The 18,092-nt window shown below is 33.8% G+C and carries 23 protein-coding genes; 12 read left to right on the top strand and 11 right to left on the bottom strand.

The window, feature by feature from the left end:
- The first annotated feature begins 111 nt into the window (after nucleotides 1-111).
- From HYY69_00410 to HYY69_00445, 8 genes are all read left to right on the top strand, one after another.
- Nucleotides 112-363, top strand: a complete 252-nt coding sequence (locus HYY69_00410; protein MBI3031911.1) for an antitoxin VapB family protein — start codon at nucleotides 112-114, stop codon at nucleotides 361-363.
- Complete coding sequence (locus HYY69_00415) at nucleotides 350-736, top strand: type II toxin-antitoxin system VapC family toxin (protein MBI3031912.1); 387 nt, start codon at nucleotides 350-352, stop codon at nucleotides 734-736. Before HYY69_00410 ends, HYY69_00415 begins: the two co-directional genes overlap by 14 nt.
- 24 nt (nucleotides 737-760) lie before the next feature.
- Nucleotides 761-1,492: a hypothetical protein gene (locus HYY69_00420; GenBank protein MBI3031913.1), complete on the top strand. Its 732-nt coding sequence runs from the start codon at nucleotides 761-763 to the stop codon at nucleotides 1,490-1,492.
- 342 nt (nucleotides 1,493-1,834) lie between these two features.
- Nucleotides 1,835-2,482: a 50S ribosomal protein L1 gene (locus HYY69_00425; protein MBI3031914.1), complete on the top strand. Its 648-nt coding sequence runs from the start codon at nucleotides 1,835-1,837 to the stop codon at nucleotides 2,480-2,482.
- Entirely contained in the window at nucleotides 2,483-3,343 is an 861-nt protein-coding gene (locus HYY69_00430) for a 50S ribosomal protein L10 (GenBank protein ID MBI3031915.1), read from the top strand.
- 19 nt (nucleotides 3,344-3,362) lie between these two features.
- Complete coding sequence (gene rpl12p / locus HYY69_00435) at nucleotides 3,363-3,674, top strand: 50S ribosomal protein P1 (protein ID MBI3031916.1); 312 nt, start codon at nucleotides 3,363-3,365, stop codon at nucleotides 3,672-3,674.
- Nucleotides 3,675-3,773: 99 nt separating this feature from the next.
- Nucleotides 3,774-4,664, top strand: a complete 891-nt coding sequence (locus HYY69_00440) for a hypothetical protein (GenBank protein ID MBI3031917.1) — start codon at nucleotides 3,774-3,776, stop codon at nucleotides 4,662-4,664.
- Between the two features lie 192 nt (nucleotides 4,665-4,856).
- Nucleotides 4,857-5,693, top strand: a complete 837-nt coding sequence (locus tag HYY69_00445; protein MBI3031918.1) for a Bro-N domain-containing protein — start codon at nucleotides 4,857-4,859, stop codon at nucleotides 5,691-5,693.
- A 75-nt stretch (nucleotides 5,694-5,768) separates the two neighbouring features.
- On the opposite strand, the gene HYY69_00450 is transcribed toward HYY69_00445, so the two are convergent.
- Genes HYY69_00450 through HYY69_00470 form a run of 5 tightly spaced genes read right to left on the bottom strand, consistent with a single transcriptional unit; the run spans nucleotide 5,769 to nucleotide 7,507 of the window.
- Nucleotides 5,769-5,945, bottom strand: coding sequence for a 30S ribosomal protein S27ae (locus HYY69_00450; protein ID MBI3031919.1), 177 nt, complete (start codon nucleotides 5,943-5,945; stop codon nucleotides 5,769-5,771).
- A gap of 29 nt (nucleotides 5,946-5,974) precedes the next feature.
- Nucleotides 5,975-6,298, bottom strand: coding sequence for a hypothetical protein (locus HYY69_00455; GenBank protein MBI3031920.1), 324 nt, complete (start codon nucleotides 6,296-6,298; stop codon nucleotides 5,975-5,977).
- Between the two features lie 5 nt (nucleotides 6,299-6,303).
- Nucleotides 6,304-6,456, bottom strand: coding sequence for a hypothetical protein (locus tag HYY69_00460; protein MBI3031921.1), 153 nt, complete (start codon nucleotides 6,454-6,456; stop codon nucleotides 6,304-6,306).
- Between the two features lie 55 nt (nucleotides 6,457-6,511).
- Nucleotides 6,512-7,120 (bottom strand): DNA-directed RNA polymerase, encoded by a 609-nt coding sequence (locus HYY69_00465; protein ID MBI3031922.1) that lies wholly within the window; start codon nucleotides 7,118-7,120, stop codon nucleotides 6,512-6,514.
- A gap of 3 nt (nucleotides 7,121-7,123) precedes the next feature.
- On the bottom strand, nucleotides 7,124-7,507 hold the full coding sequence (locus HYY69_00470; protein MBI3031923.1) for a hypothetical protein: 384 nt from the start codon (nucleotides 7,505-7,507) through the stop codon (nucleotides 7,124-7,126).
- Between the two features lie 160 nt (nucleotides 7,508-7,667).
- Here HYY69_00470 and HYY69_00475 point away from each other — a divergent pair, with 160 nt between their 5' ends.
- A complete protein-coding gene (locus HYY69_00475) occupies nucleotides 7,668-8,270 on the top strand; it encodes a hypothetical protein (protein MBI3031924.1) in 603 nt (200 codons plus the stop codon).
- 423 nt (nucleotides 8,271-8,693) lie between these two features.
- Here HYY69_00475 and HYY69_00480 read toward each other — a convergent pair whose 3' ends face one another.
- Complete coding sequence (locus tag HYY69_00480) at nucleotides 8,694-9,935, bottom strand: cation:proton antiporter (GenBank protein MBI3031925.1); 1,242 nt, start codon at nucleotides 9,933-9,935, stop codon at nucleotides 8,694-8,696.
- Between the two features lie 91 nt (nucleotides 9,936-10,026).
- Complete coding sequence (locus HYY69_00485) at nucleotides 10,027-11,241, bottom strand: ATP-binding protein (protein ID MBI3031926.1); 1,215 nt, start codon at nucleotides 11,239-11,241, stop codon at nucleotides 10,027-10,029.
- A 214-nt stretch (nucleotides 11,242-11,455) separates the two neighbouring features.
- Here HYY69_00485 and HYY69_00490 point away from each other — a divergent pair, with 214 nt between their 5' ends.
- From HYY69_00490 to HYY69_00500, 3 genes are read left to right on the top strand one after another with little or no spacing between them, the layout of a single operon-like run.
- Nucleotides 11,456-12,913: a mechanosensitive ion channel gene (locus HYY69_00490; GenBank protein MBI3031927.1), complete on the top strand. Its 1,458-nt coding sequence runs from the start codon at nucleotides 11,456-11,458 to the stop codon at nucleotides 12,911-12,913.
- A gap of 55 nt (nucleotides 12,914-12,968) precedes the next feature.
- Nucleotides 12,969-13,235, top strand: coding sequence for an AbrB/MazE/SpoVT family DNA-binding domain-containing protein (locus HYY69_00495; protein MBI3031928.1), 267 nt, complete (start codon nucleotides 12,969-12,971; stop codon nucleotides 13,233-13,235).
- Nucleotides 13,229-13,477 carry a type II toxin-antitoxin system RelE/ParE family toxin gene (locus HYY69_00500; GenBank protein MBI3031929.1) on the top strand — a complete coding sequence of 83 codons (249 nt, stop codon included), beginning with the start codon at nucleotides 13,229-13,231 and terminating at the stop codon, nucleotides 13,475-13,477. The genes HYY69_00495 and HYY69_00500 overlap by 7 nt, the downstream gene beginning before the upstream one ends.
- A 7-nt stretch (nucleotides 13,478-13,484) precedes the next feature.
- Here HYY69_00500 and HYY69_00505 read toward each other — a convergent pair whose 3' ends face one another.
- The 4 genes from HYY69_00505 to HYY69_00520 form a co-directional block, all read right to left on the bottom strand.
- The gene (locus HYY69_00505; protein ID MBI3031930.1) at nucleotides 13,485-14,441 is read right to left on the bottom strand and encodes a 50S ribosome-binding GTPase; all 957 of its coding nucleotides are present in this window, start codon (nucleotides 14,439-14,441) and stop codon (nucleotides 13,485-13,487) included.
- A gap of 35 nt (nucleotides 14,442-14,476) precedes the next feature.
- Nucleotides 14,477-15,622 (bottom strand): pyridoxal phosphate-dependent aminotransferase, encoded by a 1,146-nt coding sequence (locus HYY69_00510; protein MBI3031931.1) that lies wholly within the window; start codon nucleotides 15,620-15,622, stop codon nucleotides 14,477-14,479.
- A gap of 32 nt (nucleotides 15,623-15,654) precedes the next feature.
- Entirely contained in the window at nucleotides 15,655-16,179 is a 525-nt protein-coding gene (locus HYY69_00515; protein ID MBI3031932.1) for a 50S ribosomal protein L16, read from the bottom strand.
- 241 nt (nucleotides 16,180-16,420) lie between these two features.
- The gene (locus HYY69_00520) at nucleotides 16,421-17,722 is read right to left on the bottom strand and encodes an aminopeptidase (GenBank protein ID MBI3031933.1); all 1,302 of its coding nucleotides are present in this window, start codon (nucleotides 17,720-17,722) and stop codon (nucleotides 16,421-16,423) included.
- Nucleotides 17,723-18,092: the final 370 nt, after the last annotated feature.

An 18,092-nucleotide genomic window follows, 5' to 3' on the forward strand; every position in this document is an offset into this window, starting at 1 on the left:
TAGTTTTTATAGATTTTAGTAGTTAATAGGTTATTTATATAGTTTACTACTACAAAGTACTCTATATATTAAGCGAAATATTTATATACACGTACGTGTACACGTACGTGTATGGCAACAAAAACATTGACTATAACGGAAGATGCGTATAATCTTTTGAAGACACAAAAGTTAGCAGATGAAAGTTTCTCTGAAGAGATAAGTAGATTATTGTCTGAAAAGAAAAAAGGCTCTATTTGGAATTATTATGGGATATTATCAGAAGAGGATGGACAAGCTATAATGGACCATTATTTGGAACGAAAAAAGGGAAATATTATTGAAGCAAAAAAGAGGTTGCAACGTATACATGGCATTACTTGATACAACATATTTGATCGACCTCTTAAGAGGGAAAAAGGAAACTGAAAATATAAAAGGAAAATATCCAGAATTGTTTACGACACAGATTAATATGTATGAAGTTATATCAGGACTATTTTTGAAAAATGTTACTTCACGTGATTTACCAAGAGCATTAGAATTTTTTAACCAAATCAATGTGCTTCCCTTAAATGATAATGCTCTGATTAAATCAGCAGAAATTTATGCTTATTTAGTTAAAAAAGGGGAGCCCATAGATGATTGTGATTGCCTTATAGGAGGCATTGCACTAGCACATGGAGTTACTACTGTTGTAACTAAGAATGTGAAACACTTTGAACGTATAAATGGATTAAAAATAGAAACATATTAAATACCTCGCTGGTTCTATCCTAATATGGTACTAAAAGAGGTCTTAGAATATGAAATAGCTGAAGGAATTATTCTGTTCGTTTTCCCTCACCAGCAGCTTATGACTAAAACCTTCATGCGTTTTCAAGAGCATTATGAATCGCCAAGATTCAGGGGCAAATTCTTTTCACGTGACGAATTTGAAGTATGGTATAATGGCCAAAAAGGCGCAAATACTGATGGAAGCTGTAAATACTACGATGACTGGAACGGATTTAATGTTCCTTCGCTTTTTTTCGATCCTTTTTACCAGGGAAAATTTGATCCTCTTGATGCCTATGAAAAAGCTTTGCTTGATCGATTAAAAAAGCGAAAACATCCTTTCTATGTTATTGGCATTCACGCACATTCAGAAAAACCAGCTTTACAGCATGAAATTGCTCATGGATTATTTTATGCAAATCCTGCTTACAAAAAAGAAGTGCTTTATGCTCTTAAAGGAATTGACGTGTCTACAATATTAAAATATCTTGAAGAATCCGACGGTTATCATCCAGATGTCTGGCAGGATGAAGTACATGCCCATATACTTTCAAGCAGAACAAAGTTAAAAGAGAAAGAAGTTGACTTTCAACCGTATGAAGAAATGCTGGTGAAATTAGATGTTATTTTTGAGAAATATTTCAAACCAAAGAACATTGCTCAATTTAAGTCTTTAATCCAGCGCTATGATAATACTGAGCATGAATTACAGGATGATTTTAATTTTCTTTTTTAACAAAAAACAGTACGTAATAAGTCTTCTTTAGGTTTTAGCACCAGTTCAGCTTGAAATGTGATTAAACATTGGATTTTTCTCTCTATAAATATAATCCCGACTCCCTCAATAATATAAATCAAGGATTCATAAGTTGGCTTGCGTCTGGGATTATAAGACTTGCCTATCGGCAAGGAACCCCGAAAAATCCCCAATAAATATATAAGAAAAGCTTCACAAAAATAGGTGCTAAAACCCCAGACTTATTACGTACAAAAAACAACAACCTTTATAAATAACCGCCAAATCTAACGTATTATTCGCCCGATAACTATTAACTAATAGAAGGGTGGAGGTTTAAGGATGGATATAAAACAAGTGCAGGATGCACTGAAGAAAGCACGCGAACAAGGAAAGAAAAGAAATTTTTCTCAAACAGTTGACTTAATAATTACCTTGCAAAATCTTGATCTTAAAAAACCAGAACAACAAGTAGATACGTATATCACCCTGCATTATCCAAGAGGCAAGCCTGTAAAAGTATGCGCGTTAGTTGGTCCTGAATTGAAAGATGAAGCTGAAAAGATTTGTGATAAAACACTTCATGTTGATGAGTTTAACAGTATTGACCAAAAAAAGGCTAAAAAGCTTACAGAAGATTATGATTTCTTTATTGCCCAAGCTAATATGATGGGAAAAGTAGCAACAACTTTTGGTAAAATACTTGGTCCGCGAGGAAAAATGCCAAACCCAAAAGCTGGATGTGTCGTGCCTCCTAAAGCAGGACTTAAACCATTATATGATAAACTCCAAAAAACACTTCGCCTAACGGCAAAAACAGCTTTAATGATACAATGTTTTGTCGGGAATGAAGCAATGAAGGATGAAGAAATTGTTGATAATATTATGACTGCATATAAAAGTTTGATTAATGTTTTACCAGCGCATGAGAATAACATTAAAACTATATATCTTAAATTAACCATGGGCAAACCAGTGAAGGTACTATAAATGGCAACTAAACACGTAGCTCCAGAAAAGCTTGATCAAGTGAAAAAATTTGTTGAATTAATGATTAAGTATCCTATTATTGGAGCAGTTGACATGGAAAATCTTCCAACCAAGCAGCTTCAGAATATGCGAGCTTCATTACGAGGCAACGTTGAATTGCTCGTAGGGAAGAGAAGATTAATGAAATTAGCAATTGCAAAGGCAAAGGATAAAAGAAAAGACATTGAACAATTAATTCCTCACTTAAAAGGTATGCCAGGATTGCTTTTCACCAATGAAAATCCATTTATTTTATATAACAAATTAAAAAAGTCAAAATCATCAGCTCCAGCTAAAGGTGGACAAACTGCTCCAAAAGATATTATGATTAAAGCAGGTGTAACTCCTTTTGCACCGGGACCAGTTATTGGCGAGCTTGGCGCTATTGGTTTGAAAGTAGGTGTTGAAGGAGGCAAAGTTGCCGTTAAAGAAGACAAAGTAGTTGTTAAAGAAGGTGAAGTAATTAAAGCTAATGTTGCCTCAATCTTAACAAGATTAGGAATCGAGCCAATGGAAATCGGGTTAAATGTCGTTGCTGTTTATCAAGAAGGCACTATTTTCCAAAAGTCAGTGCTTGATGTTGATGAAACTGCCTATATTAACAATATCACTCAAGCTGCTCAATGGGCATTTAATTTAGCAGTTGAAGCAGCATATCCTACTCAGGAAACCACTATCTATTTGATTCAGAAAGCGTTTAAAGAAAGCAAAGCGCTTGCTCTTAGTCAAAATATTTTGGGAAAAGAGGTTGTGGGTGAGATTTTAGCTAAAGCTCATCAAGAGATGCAATCTGTTAAGTCAGTTGCAAATATTCAAGATTAAATATACGGAGGAATTTACCATGGAATATGTATATGCTGCAATGCTTTTACATAAAGCAGGACATCAAATCAACGAAGCAAATGTTACGAAAGTACTAACAGCTGCAGGTGCTAAAGCTGAAGAAGCTAAAGTCAAAGCGCTTGTTGCTGCATTAGACGGCGTGAACATTGACGAAGCTATTAAGAAAGCTGCTGTTGCGCAAGTAGTAGCTGCTCCAGCTGCTGCTAGTGGAGAACATAAAGCAGAAGGCAAAAAAGAAGAAAAGAAAAAAGAAGATGACAAAAAAAGCAATGAAGCTGCAGCAGCAGGTTTAGGTGCTTTATTTGGTTAGGTCTATTAACTTTTTTTATTTTTTCTTTAAACAGCTTTCTGGATAGTAATGCAGTAAAAGATATGTTAAATAAGAGTATTGAATAATGTGGTTTAGACTATGACTGAATCAGTACATAAACAGGAACTTTTGAAACAGATGCATGCATTGAAGCAGGCTGTTCAGGAACTTAAAACTACGTGTAATAATCTTCATCAGGAGAAAGAGAAACTCTATGAAGAAAAGCAGAAAGTGGGCAATCATATTAAAGAATTAATTGGAACGTTAAAACAATCAAAAGAAAAGCGTGATTCTTTCACCCAATTGGTTAAAGATAAAAAAGTAAAGAGAGATGAACTGCACGATGCAGTTAAAAAGAAACTTGATGAATTAAAAGAATTGGAAAAACAGCGTGGAGAAGTATTGAAAAAAAAAAATATTACTGAGCATCCTTCTGAGATAAAACGAAAAATCAAGGCATTAGAATACAGAATAGAGACTTCAGGAATGTCGTTTGCTAAAGAACAGGAATCAATGAAGCAAATAAATTCATTAAAAAAAAGATATCAGGAAACAGCTGTTGCTTCTGAATTAAACCAGAAAATTGCAACCCTTGAAAAAGAAGTCCGGCAATTAAAACAAGAAGCAAATCTTTCCCATCATGTCGTGCAAAGCACTGCCCAGGAAAGCCAGAAAAAACACGAAGAATTAGTAGGTTCTTCCAAAGAAGTGGAAGCTCTTCGAACCAAAGAAAAAGAGTTATACGATGCCTTTTCAAAGCTAAAACATGATTTTAATGAAAAAAATCATGAGCTTAAAGAGAAATTAAAGCAGTTAAACGAACTATATGCTCAATTAGATATGGATAAAGAATTTAAGAAGCATGAAAAACAAAAACATGATGAAGCTACCTTAGAAGAACGACGGAAACAAGTTGATGAAAAACTCAAAAAAGGCATGAAGTTAACAACCAAAGATATTATTGCATTCCAAGGAAATGATGATAGTTGAAATTTCTTCAAATTTTCCGTAAAATTTTTTATTGTTAAGTTTTTTAACGGACATTTTTTCAATAAAACCGTAAATCTTCCGAAAAGTATGGGAGGATTTTCGGTTTTTTCGGCGATGGGTTTATTAAGGAGTTCTTCCTCTCATTAATATGCATGGAAACAAATATAACTAATAATAGAGGCGTTTACTAAAATGAAACATGCTATCAAATTGTTCAATAATAAGAAGATTCGTGTTGAATGGGATTCCGAAAAAGAGAAGTGGTACTTCTCAATAGTAGATGTTATACATGTGCTTACTGAAAGTCCAAATCCACGGAAATATTGGAGTGTGCTAAAAACAAGGTTAAAAGTCGAGGGAAGTGAGTTGGCTACAAATTGTAGTCAACTGAAAATGCTTTCATCTGATGGTAAATATTACAATACAGATGTTGCTGACACGGAACAATTGCTTCGCTTAATTCAGTCAATTCCATCTAAAAAGGCAGAGCCATTCAAGATGTGGCTTGCAAGAGTTGGTCGTGAAAGAATTGATGAAACTGAAGATCCTGAACTTGCAATTGATAGAGCAATGTATTTATATTTACATAAAGGATATTCTCTTGACTGGATAAATCAACGATTAAAAACAATTGAAGTGAGAAAACAGCTAACTGATGAATGGAATAGGGTTGGAATTACAAAACAAGAAGATTATGCTATTTTGACAAACGAAATTACAAAAGCATGGTCTGAAAAGACAGTTAAGGAATATAAACAGTTAAAAGGATTGAAAAGAGAGAATTTAAGAGATAATATGACAAATATTGAATTAATCCTAAACATGCTTGCAGAAGCAACAACAAAGGAGATCTCAGAAAAAGAAAATCCTGACTCTTTTGAACAAAGCAGAGAAATTGCAAAAGAAGGTGGAAAAACTGCAAAAGTTGCAAAAGATAGAATAGAAAAAAGATTAGGTCAAAAAGTGGTTAATTCTAAGAATGCTAAAAAAATTCATTACAGCGATAAAAAGTGGATTAAGGATGTTTGAGATTGAAACAAAGATGATTTTCAAGATAAACTAATTAATAATTAATCAAAATTAATAAAAAGAAATTTAAACTCTCTATTTTCTCTCCATATACTGGCATTTGCCACAGGTCAATCGATCTTTGTGGTTAGCAAGCGCATAGCCAACACCGCATTTTGGGCAGTGTTTATTATTTCGCTGCAATTTATCGCCGCTTACCATGTATCTTTTTGGTCCTGATTTTTTTCCTTTTGGTTCTTTTTTTTCTGCCATACATATCACATATTTTGATGTTAAACGATTTATGCTGCTGCTGGTTTTGCTTCTTTCACTTCAGCAGAACCTTCTTGTTTTTCCTGATGTTTTGCTACTAATTTTTTATGTTCAAATTTTTCAAGAACGTCTCGTTTTTCATAAACATTAACAATCACCTTTACTACTCTATCACCAAACTGCGGATAAAGATGTTTGATAATAACCAATGAAGGATCTACTTTTAATTGTTTAGCTAGCAGATTTCTGATGGTTAGCCTGGAAGGAGTTGCAGCTTCAGCAGTAAGCTTAGCAGTTACTCTTTTTCTTGATAATAAAGGAGTATCTTTTTGTTTGAGAATTTCAATGTTCATAATGTTCACCTTACCTTTATGGCATATTCTCCTTTTTGGTCAATAGCCATTTTTTTAGCAATCACTGATTTTTCAGGATTCATAATAATAATTCTTCCTTTCCAGCTTGGTGTGTAATCGTCAGCATTTTCTTTAACGTCACTAGCATCCATAATCATTTTTGTTTGTTTATGCGCAATTTTTTTACCCATGAATTTCCCTCATCAAGATTAGTTATTCTTTTTTACCTTCTTTACTTTCTCCTTTAGACTTATGTTCCTTAGATTCTTTAGCTTCAGATGGAACAGATCCTTTTTTTTCATCATACCATTCAAGCTTGCCTAAGCCAGTCTGCCTCATCGTTAGCCCTAATTTAGGATTGCTGACATCAGTATAACTAACTGCAATAATTCGCGCTCTGCAAGTATCTCCAATTTTTAAGGCACGTTTGCTGTCTCTGCCAGTTAATACTTTGTCTTTTCCAAAACTAACAAAATCATCCATGGTTTGTGAAATATGAATCATCCCATCAATTGGTCCTATGGAAATAAATGCACCAAAATCAGCAATGTCTTTAACTTTGCCAACAACTACTTCCTGAAGTTCAGGTTTAAAGGTTAGAATGCTAAAGGTAACGGTGTGATATGCTGCTCCATCACCATGGATGATAACGCCTTCTTTTATTTCTTTGACTTCATCAACATCAATGACAATCCCTAATTCTTTAGAAATATAACCTTCATACTTTTTCTTCAGCATTTGAATAACTGAAGATGATAATTCTAAATTGAATAACTCAGGTGGAACCCTGATGTGATCAGATAAAGTCATTTTATAATACATAGATTACGCCTCAATTAGTTGAATATACTTCTTTTGCCGTAGCACTAATACGTTTTTAAGCTTCCTTTTTAAATCTTTGTCTTGTGTAGCTATGATATACTCATCTTTGAGATGAACAAGGATATCATCAACATAGTCTTGTGAAGGTATGGTGAGGATTTTAATCTTTTTAGCTTGGACAAGCTTTAAGGCAAGCTGAGCAGCCTGTTTATCTTTTCCTGTTTGTTGTTCTACGATCTTTTTAAGCTCTTCTAAGCTTTTATCAAGCACATAAAGTTCATAGTTGAAATTACAGGTATTTTCAAGCTCTCTGAATATATCTACTCCTAGTGAACCAGGTATGAGTAAAAAATTGGTGTCTAATAGGATTTTCTTGCCATCTGGCATATAAAAATAACGTTTTTGAAGTCATTTATAAATGTTTTCTTAAGTGTGCTGTGTTGCATAATTATTCCATACCTTTGGTTAAACCCAAAGGTATGGAATAATTATGCAACACAGCAAAGGATAAACAATCTTTTTAAATAATTATGTTATTCTTTATTGAATGTTAGCACAAGCAGGAGATTTGGAAGGAATGTTAAGAGGAACTTCTTCTGATCCTACTATTGCTGAACATAGGGAAAAAAGAAATTTATTAGCAAATATCAGAACAAAAATCATTGATATATCTGATTGGACTGAAAAAGTCTTTTTAGCATATGATGATGTCCGAGCAATGAGTACTGATGAGCATGGTCAAGATCAGTCTGGTTTTAGATCAGTATTGGGAGATGTTAACCGACAAATTTGTTATCCTTTGGAGCGTATCAGTGCGCAATTAAATGCTTATCTTCGTGTTCTTGATGATCCTGAAATAGGAAAGACATATTCTAAATGGCATCCTTTCAAAGCAAAATATGTTCGAGAAGTTACTCACGCTGCTGCAGAAATTTACAGACAATTAGGCTTAGGTAAATTACAAGAATTAGATGAAATAACCGAAAGAACTCATGCTAATGGTTATAGTGGTATAGCAGCAGCGTTAGGATCTTTTATTGATCATGTATCAGGAAAAACAGAAACTCCTGAAAAACAAGGATGGAGAGATTATATTGTATTGAAAATAATAATTGATCGTTATCAAATGGTTTTAAAGGATTTAAAATAATAGGTTTATTTAATGGCAACAAGAGAAACATTACGTGAAAGAACGAAAAGAAAACATATGAAACCTAAAGAAGACTTATTATGTATGGGGCTTCATCCAAAAAATGGCTGCGCCAGGTTAGCGCCTTCGAAACTTTGCATATTTCAATCGCATAAACAGTCACGCTCCGAAGAAGCCGTCCCTCTGATCTCTTTAAACAGCTCTGTCCCGAATCTCGGCTAACGCCTCGGTTTTGGTGCGGTGATTATCCCACTTATTGATAAGAAGGAAAAAATTCCCATTGTAATCTCCTTTTTTCTAGATTATTTATTTTAAAGATAATCACCAGCATGGCACCAAAAACTTTATTCGGGACAGAGCCCTTTAAACCGGTACTGTAAAGAGTTTCGACCTGAGGGCGCTAACCTCATTTTTGGATGAAGCCTATGTATGGGAAGAGTTTTTATTTTCTATTCCTTTTCCCAACCAAAATCGAGTAAAAGGAGCAACTATGGTTGCAAACACTAATGAGTATAACACAAACAAGACCATTAAATCAATAATACTTTTTAATTCTGGATATACTGCAATTTGCGTTGATAGCACAAATATCACGGTCGCTATACCAATACCTTTTGGCATAATTAGGGTCATGAATAGTCTTTCTTTAAAAGTGCTTTTATCATGCATGGATGAGATATAAACTGCAAGGAACCGAATTAAAATATAAATCCCAAATAATTTTAAAGAATTTAAGAAGAATATCAAATTGATTCCGGTAATCTTAAATCCAATCCCTACCAGAATAAAAACAAGAATCATCAAAAAGTTTCCAAATAATGTTGGAAATGAATAGAGTTCTTTTTTCTGTTCAACATAATAATTGCCAAAAAATAAACCAGTGACTGTAACTGCTAGTATACCGTTCCCACCAAGATGTTCTGCAAGAATATATGCTAAAAATGCTGAGCCAATTAATAACAACGGTGAAAAACTTTCTGGAACTCCTTTTTTGAATATCTTTCCAAGAATTAACCCTATAATGACACCAGCGCCAATTCCAACGACAAATTGGCTGATAAATGGTTTTAACTGTTCAAATAACGTAGTTAGTAACAGAGTTTTTCCTTGACTTTCATCCGATGAAACCGAAAGCGCTTTCATCAAGTCAAGAATAATAAATGGAATAAGTACTGTTAAAGGAGTATTAATAATTGATTCTATACGAAGAAGTTCGATTATTTTATTTCCTTGATGGTTTTTGAAGAGGTTTAAACAAACATCAGCAGCAGTTGCTCCCATAGTGGCAGCAAAAATAAGAATCAAGAATAGATTATCAAGATAAAACAAGTAGGAAACTGCAATACTAAGCAAGAATGCATTGACAAAAAGAAAAACAATAGCTAGTTTCAAGGCTTTTCCTGTTAATTGATCTACTAATTTCCACTTAAACCTTGCTGAGCTATCAAAAACAATAATTACCAATGCTATGATTGCGATAATAGTTAAAAAAGCAGGTGGAAAATCAAACAATGCCCTTCCAGGAAAGGTAATTTGTGTTAATCCAATGCCTGCAAGAATTAATAATAATACATTTGAAATTCTCAAGTATCGAGCAAGAACTGTACACATAATTCCAACAAACAAGATAATAGTAAGATCAGTAAGGAATGGTAATGACTCCATGATTATTCTACGAAAAAGAAGATTTATATGTTTTTTGGATAAGTAAATTGGAAAGTTTTAACAGTTCTAAGTGCAGAACTCCATTCTCCGATTACCCCTTTAGTAACCACTTCCAGACGGGAATTGCTATTATTGTTTTATCTCCAATTATAAATTTATCTTCTTGATTATAAGTTAAAATTAATCCTTCTTTCAGCTTAAATTTCTTCATGGCGCTAACTAAGCCAGTTATTTCCCTCTCCCTACTATTTTCATTAAGTTCATAGCAAACCTGCATGGCTTTGACAATTTTTAGACCTTCTCTAATTAAAAAATCACATCCATTTTCTTCTTGAAAGTAGAATATCTCTTTATTTTTCCTTCTTAAATTGATAAAAACAAGGTTTTCAAGCAGCCGACCCCGGTCATCAAAGAAAGAAGCAGAATTTTTGGCTGCAAAACCATTATCTATTGCATAAATTTTCTTAGGATTAACCAGCATTTTTTTCAGAGAATAATCGAATCGCTGAATAGTGAACAGCAGGTAGGTGTTTTCAAAATAAGAGATAAAAGCTATGACTGTATTAATCGAACCTAATTTAAAATTCTTTTTAAGAGAGTTATACGTAAAGGGCTTCCCAATATTTGTCAAGAGATAAGTAGCCAGGTCTTTCAATATTTTTTGGTTTCTTAGTTGATACCTAGTTATAATATCTCTAGCAAGTATATCCTTCAGTAATTCTTGAAGAACATCCGGTCTTTTTAGTTTTAAATATTCTGCAAAACCACCCTCAGAGAAATATTCTTCAAATGAAACTAAGGAGGGTTTCTCTTTTTTAAGCCTTAGAAATTCTCTAAATGAGAACGGAAATAATTCATGATTTAAGTGTCTCCCTGTTAGTTTTGTTCCGAGTTCCTGACTTAAAAGAGACGCATTAGAACCCGTAATTATCACGTGTTTCTTCAGGTCAACCAGTCTTCTTACAAAAATCTCCCATTTAGCAATATTCTGAATTTCGTCAAAAAAATAATAATTCTGTTCTTTATACTCTTCGTGAAAGACTTGGTCTAATTTTTCAAAATCACCTATATCAAACTCTCCGGCTCGTGAGTCCTCAAAATTAAAATAGTAGAATCCTTTCAGATTTTTCATCAATTGCAGAAGCAAGGTGCTTTTTCCACATCTTCGTATTCCTGATAAAATCAAAGCAAAAGGCACATTTAAATCGATAGTTGATATATCTTCCCTCTCTATGCCTAGATCAAATAAGGCCATTTCTTCTCTTTGCAATCTTACCAGTCTTCTAAGTGTTTCTTTATCTATCATGTAACTTTCTAATACATTTAGATTTATAAATGTTTGCATTGCTAATGAACAATAGTGTTCATTACTAATGAATACAAATGGATTTTAGAAGCACGTTTATTATTGCGACCTTCGGTTGCAATAATGATACTTGCACTGGTGTTCGCAAGTTTGTTTTTACTATTTGTCAATAATAATAAAGCTTAATATAAGGTAGAATATAAAATAAGGGTTTATGGGGAATATATTACTTGGGATTGCCATATTCTTAGTAGTTCTAGCTATTTCTATTTTTCTCCGGCATTACTTTAAATATCGTTTTTTTAAGAACATAAAGTTCTTTGCAGATGCAACTCCAGCTTTAACAAAATGGTTATTTTTTATTATTTTAACACTCGGACTGCATATTGCATTTCTCGTTTCTGACATTGATAGCAATCTTCTGTTATTAGTTAAAGCAGCGGAAATACTGCTTATCGCAAGGTTATTATGCATTGCTTCTAATGCCATAGCTGATTATTCAACGTCATTATGGGGAAAAACAATTGGTTTTAGAAACCGCATTAAACTAATCAAATTATTTAATGTTCTCACAAAAACAGCAATAGTTGTATTGGCAATTGACATACTTTTAGGATTATGGGGAATTGATATTTTCACCAAAGGTTTTGATATCATTAATATTATCCAGCAAAATAATTTTACTAAAGCATTGATTTTACTCATTATTTATTTAATTATTGCGCGATTAGTATTGTATCTTTGTAAAACCTATTTCACTGAAGTTGTTCACGATACTAAAACAAAATTCGATGATCTTATCCTAGAAAAAAGCGAGTATAGCATTTCTTGGCTTATTGTCTGCTATGGGTTAAAAGTTACGTTAAAAACAATGGGATATCAGGGAACAATTATTACCGTAGTCAATACCTTTATTGTGATCATAGTTGCTCTCACGTTCATTGCAATTATTGAAAGCCTTATTCGTTATGTAAAATATAAAACTGCCTCAGCAATGAATGAGGAAAGTATTCAGGTTTTTGCAAATATCAGCAAAATCATTAGTATTCTTATTGCATTATTTACTATATTAGTATTATGGGGCATTGAAATCAAATCACTTCTCTTAAGTTTAGGAGTATTAAGCGTCGTGATAGGTTTTGCTTTAAGAAGCACGCTTGATAATATGATAAGCGGCATTTCAATGATGTTAGACCAAAGTTTTTCAGTAGGTGATATTGTCAAAGTAGGCGAAAATGAAGTTGGTGAAGTTGCGCAAATTGGCTTGCGATCAACTAAGATAAAAACTCTTGATCATCAGTACCTTATTGTTCCTAACGCAGAACTTGCAACAAAAACAATCATTAATTTTGCAAAACCAGATCCTAAAATACGAGTAGTCATCCCTGCGGCAGTTGCTTATGGTTCAGATACTGTCAAGGTGGAAAAAGTATTGAGAAATTGTTTAAAAGGATTTCCTCATCTTGTTGACCCTGACAAAGCAGATGTAAGAATGATAAAAATGAGCGATTTTTCACTTGATTATCAGGTTATTTTTTTCATTGATAATTATCGCGAGCGATTTAAAGCAGTTCATAGCATGACGAACAAAATATACGCAGCATTACGAAAGAACAAGCTCGAAATACCATTTCCTACAAGAACTGTTTATTTAAGAAAGGGAAAACGATAAAGTATGAATCGAAAGTTATTTATAATAGTAAGGCATAACTTACTTAGGTGATAGTATGGAATATGCAATAGCAAAAGTAAGTACAAAAGGACAAATAGTTATTCCGACCTCATTAAGGGACAATGTAAAAACAGGAGACGAATTTCTTATGATAAGAGATGAGGGGAGAATTATATTAAAAAGTATGAAATCTCTTGCTTTAAATCTACGCGACGATCTTGCATTTGCTGAAGAAGTAGAGAAAGCATGGCAGGAATATGACAAAGGGAAATTTCAAAAAAAATCTAAGGAAGATTTTCTCAAGGAGTTACAAGCATGTTAGAAATAGAACATAGAGAAAATTTCCTTAAAAAAATTAGTAAAATAAAGCATCAGACCATCAAAGAACAAATCAAGAAACAAGTTGAGAAAATAATAGAAACTCCAGAGATCGGAAAGCCAATGCGATATAGTAGAAAAGGAACTCGCGAATTATATGTAAAACCTTATAGGCTAGCGTATGCTTATTTTCAAGAAGAAAAGAAGATTGTTTTCATTGATCTTTACCATAAAGATGAGCAGTAACGTAAAATTATATCTTCAATTTCTTAACAACACTTTTCTGCAAAGCTTCTAAATCAGTGAATCCTTTAACTGAAAAAGAAGTTATTGTTTCAGGCGGCAAAATATCAGACTTACTAAAATAAACAATCACTGGCTTTTCTGATTTTTTAAGATGATTGAATAATTTCTTCTGATCAGGAATAGTTGCTGCTTGTTCAGTAAGATCAAAAACATAAATAATTACCTGTGCGCAATACTGCAAAGCAAGATGCGCCTGCTGTTCAATAGTATTCATTTTCTCGAATCTGTTTAAAGTTCCCGGCGTATCAATGAATTGAACGCGCTTGGATTTATATTGCCAGTATCCTAAATTAAGTGATTTTGTCGTGAAAGGATAATTTTCAATCTCTGGACTTGCAGAGGTAAGCTTTTTCAATAAGGTTGATTTACCAACATTAGGAAAGCCAGCTATGCATACGGTAGGGCAAGAGGTTTTAATTGCAGGAAAGTTTTTCATGGTTTTCCTGGCTTGTTCCAACATTAAAAGCTCTTTTTTAATTTGCCGTAAAAAAGAGGAAGTTCTTCCATAAAATGCTCTTCTATGATTATTAACAACAGTAATATCTCTCGATAGCTTAATATTTTTTGAGGTAAGGCTTGTTAACTCATTAATTTTTTTAACGCACCAGTTCAAAGCTCCCAGAGATTTCTTAAGATGAACATAGTCTAACGTAATTTTAATAAGTTCTTGATAAAACGGATCAAGCTGGTCTATGCTTGGAAATGAGGTAAGAATACCCATTAACTGTGTTGAAAGCACGTTTCTGATCGTAGTAATTTTTTCAAGCTCAATAATCTTTGACTTTTGGAGCTTATTAAATGCTTTAACCTCACGTTGCCGTTCAGCTTGCTCATTTGCCCTTCTAAAGGCAAGCCCTAAATAGAAATCATCAGTTTCCACTTTTTGAAGATTTTGAAAGTTCATAAAAGATTATAACTAAGGATGCTTTATAAATCTGACTAATCACAGAATTCTTTAAGTAATCTTACACCTTCTTTTATTGTTTCAACACTGCATGCATAACTCAACCTTATATAATCATCCCTACCAAAAGCAATCCCTGGAACAACAGCAACATGCTTCTCTGCTAAAAGTCGTTGGCTAAATACTTCTGAACTTAAACCAGTATTTTTAATAGAAGGAAATGCATAAAATGCGCCTTCAGGAAGATTGCAAGTAATGCCTTTGCAAGTTCGTAATCCTTCAACAAGCAGATTTCGCCGTTGCTCAAATTCATTTCTCATCTTTTCAACACAACTTTGATCACCATTATACGCAGCAACACTTGCATGTTGCGCAATGCTGCAAGAGTTAGAGGTCATCTGGCTTTGCAGCGTGTCCATTGCTTTGATAATATCTTTTTCAGCTGCAGTAAATCCTATTCTCCAGCCAGTCATAGCATAGGTTTTGGAGACAGAGTTAACAATAATTGTCTTTTTCTTGATATCCTGTCCTAAGCATGCAATGCTTTTATTCTTTTTTCCATCATAAATAAAATGTTCATACACTTCATCAGAAATAACATACAAATTATGCTTCAGCACAAGCTCTTTTATTTTTTCTAATTCTTCTTGTTCGATAATTGCTCCGCTTGGATTTGAAGGTGAATTTAAAATAAGTATTTTTGTTTTTTTCGTGATTTTTTGTCCAATCAATTCTGTAGTTACTTTGAGGTGTTTTGTTCCACAAAACACAGGAGTTCCTTCTGCAATTTTTACTTGCTCAGGATAACTCGTCCAATAAGGAATAGGAATAATCACTTCATCGCCTTTGTTAAGTAACGCAAAAAATACATTGATCAAACTATGTTTGCCTCCATTGGAAACAATAATTTGTTCAGGTGTATAGGTAAGATTATTTTCTCGCTGTAATTTTTGGCAAATTGCTTTTTTCAATGGAAGAATCCCAGAATTCTCAGTATATTTAGTATAGCTTCTCTCAAGTGCGTCAACAGCAGCATCTTTTATATGCTGAGGTGTATCAAAATCCGGCTCGCCAGCACCAAAACTAATAACAGTAACACCTTTGCTCCTTAATGCAATAACCTGCCCAGTAACTGCCAATGTTTTACTTTCAGAAATATTACTAAGACGTTTTGCGAGCATAATAATTTCTTATTAATAAGAAATTAATAAATTTATTTATTTTCATGGACAAATAGTTTGCAAGTGCAGGGTAATTTATACTGCGCTTTTTTCAATGCTTTTTTCGCAACATCAAGATGTTGTTTTTCAACATAGGCGCTTAATACAATCTGCCCTTCTTTAACCTGCGCTGCAATGCCAATGGGCTTGCCAAAAGCAAATGCCATCCCCGTACTCATACGGTCTGCACCTGCGCCTGAAGCTAATGGATTTTCACGAAGAATATGATGTGGATAGGGACGTAATAGGAGCTGAAAGCCGCTTTTGCCAAGGGCTTTTTCCAATGTTCTGTTTGAAGTAAGCCTTGCTGATTCTAAGCAGTTATGTCGTAATTGCAAAGATTCAGTTACACAAAGATCTACTTGGTAAGGAAATTTCCTTGATAAATCACCCATATTATAACGAACAATTTTACTATGGGGAGAAGCACGCACATACGCTTTCTGCCTAAATTTAGATCTTCTTGTATAAGGCCGATCAATGCGCCTATAAGAAACACCTTTTCGTAATTTTGCCATGATTGTTGAGTTTATGGCTTATTTATAAATTTTGTTATCAAGTGTACGTAATAAGTCTGGGGTTTTAGCGCCTGCTTTTGTGAAGCTCTTCTTAACTTTACTTTGGGGATTTTTCGGAGTTCCAGAGAGAAAAATCCAATTGAAGAACACTTCAAAAGCTGAACCGGCGCTAAAACCTAAGGAGGACTTATTACGTACTATCAAGTTAGTGACACTAAGATTATACCACTAATTGAATTTCTCACTCATTAATTTTCCATAATTTAGTATCCTTATCCCAAGCAACTTGTTTTCTATATCCTTTCCCACCAACATATATTTCACACCCATTACCTGGATTTGAGAAATCAAAAATAGGAATATCAACATGGCTTGAAGCACGAGGAAATACTCCTTGGTCTTTTAATCGCTCTGCAAGAACATCTCTTTTTGTCAAATCAAGTTCTTTCATTAATTCAGGAACAGATTCTTCAGAACCATTACCTAAAGCAAGAACTAAAACACCACCTCGTTTTTCAGTATAAAACGGAACTTTCATTCTTGGATCAATACCTGGATGTAATCCTAATGATACTTCACCAATACCATGTGTTTTACCTGTTGGTTTTCCCTGTGCATCATAAACTTTAACAATTGCATCTAAATTATGACCGCTATCTTTGACAGCATTATAGCTTGTCACCGTTCCATCGTCGCCAAATTTAAGCTGTATACCGTTCAGAGTGTAATTTTTATAAACAAAAGGGACGCTAGTAAAAACACTTCCTTTAACTGCATTAGTTACAGGTGTTAAAAACATTTCTCCACCTGGCATATTTTTATGGCCATCATCAAAAACAGCAACACGATGTTCTATTCCTACATATAATGTTGCTCTTGTTGTACCTGCAAATTGATGAGTTATGATTTCTATGTAATCTGCATCATCAAGTAATGTTTTAAGTTCAGCATAATCTTGTCCCATTTTCTGGTAATTTACATCAATACAAGGACTTAGAGCAGCTTTTCTAAATGCAGCCATATTTACCTGTCCCCTTTTATCAAGAAATCCATTGCTTCGTGCTTCTGCTCTCGTTGGATATAAAGCAACAGTCCATGGTTTTGAACGCATCATTTTTTGTCCATAGGGACTTAATGTTCGCCAGAACAAATCATTCATTGCACTGGTCGAAATACCTTTAACTGAATTATATCTTTGTGGATCTTCAACACCCTTAATATTAAGATAAACGGTATTCTGTTGATCTAATAATGCACCTTCACTGTTAGCAGCAGCAATAACTTTGCTAGGATCACTTGCAGTTGCTGCTTCAACTAATAATGCAACACGTTCTCGAGGATCATGCATTCTATTAAGGATTGTTCCTCCAGCTTGTTCAACTTCTCTAACAACAAGATCAACAAGTGTTTGTTTTTCTCTATTAGCTTCGCCAGAAAGATGGACAGTTATACCTTGAAGACTTCCACCTGCGACTTGCCCTGCAAGAGAATAATGAACTAATTGTTGTGCATATCTATTTAACTGATCTTCAAACTGAGTCATAGTACTATGTTTCCTCCATTTCTATTCCAGATAGTATCCTTCTAAAATATCTTAACATCCCCAGAAAATTGAGGTATTTACCTCTTATTAATAATGAAAAAACCAATGTTTTATAAAGTTATCTATTTCAGTATAGTTCCACCATAATACAAGGTACGTAATAAGTCTGGGGTTTTAGCGCCTACTTTTGTGAAGCTCCTCGATATCTTTATTTGGAATTTTTCGGGGTTCCTTGCCGATAGGCAAGTCTTATAATCCCAGACGCAAGCCAACTTATGAATCCTTGATTTATATTATTGAGAGAGTCGGGATTATATTTATAGAGAGAAAAATCCAATCGAAATAATATGTTTAAGCTGAACCGGCGCTA

It is taken from the genome of Candidatus Woesearchaeota archaeon, assembly GCA_016192995.1.
GTDB lineage: Archaea > Nanobdellota > Nanobdellia > Woesearchaeales > DSVV01 > JACPTB01.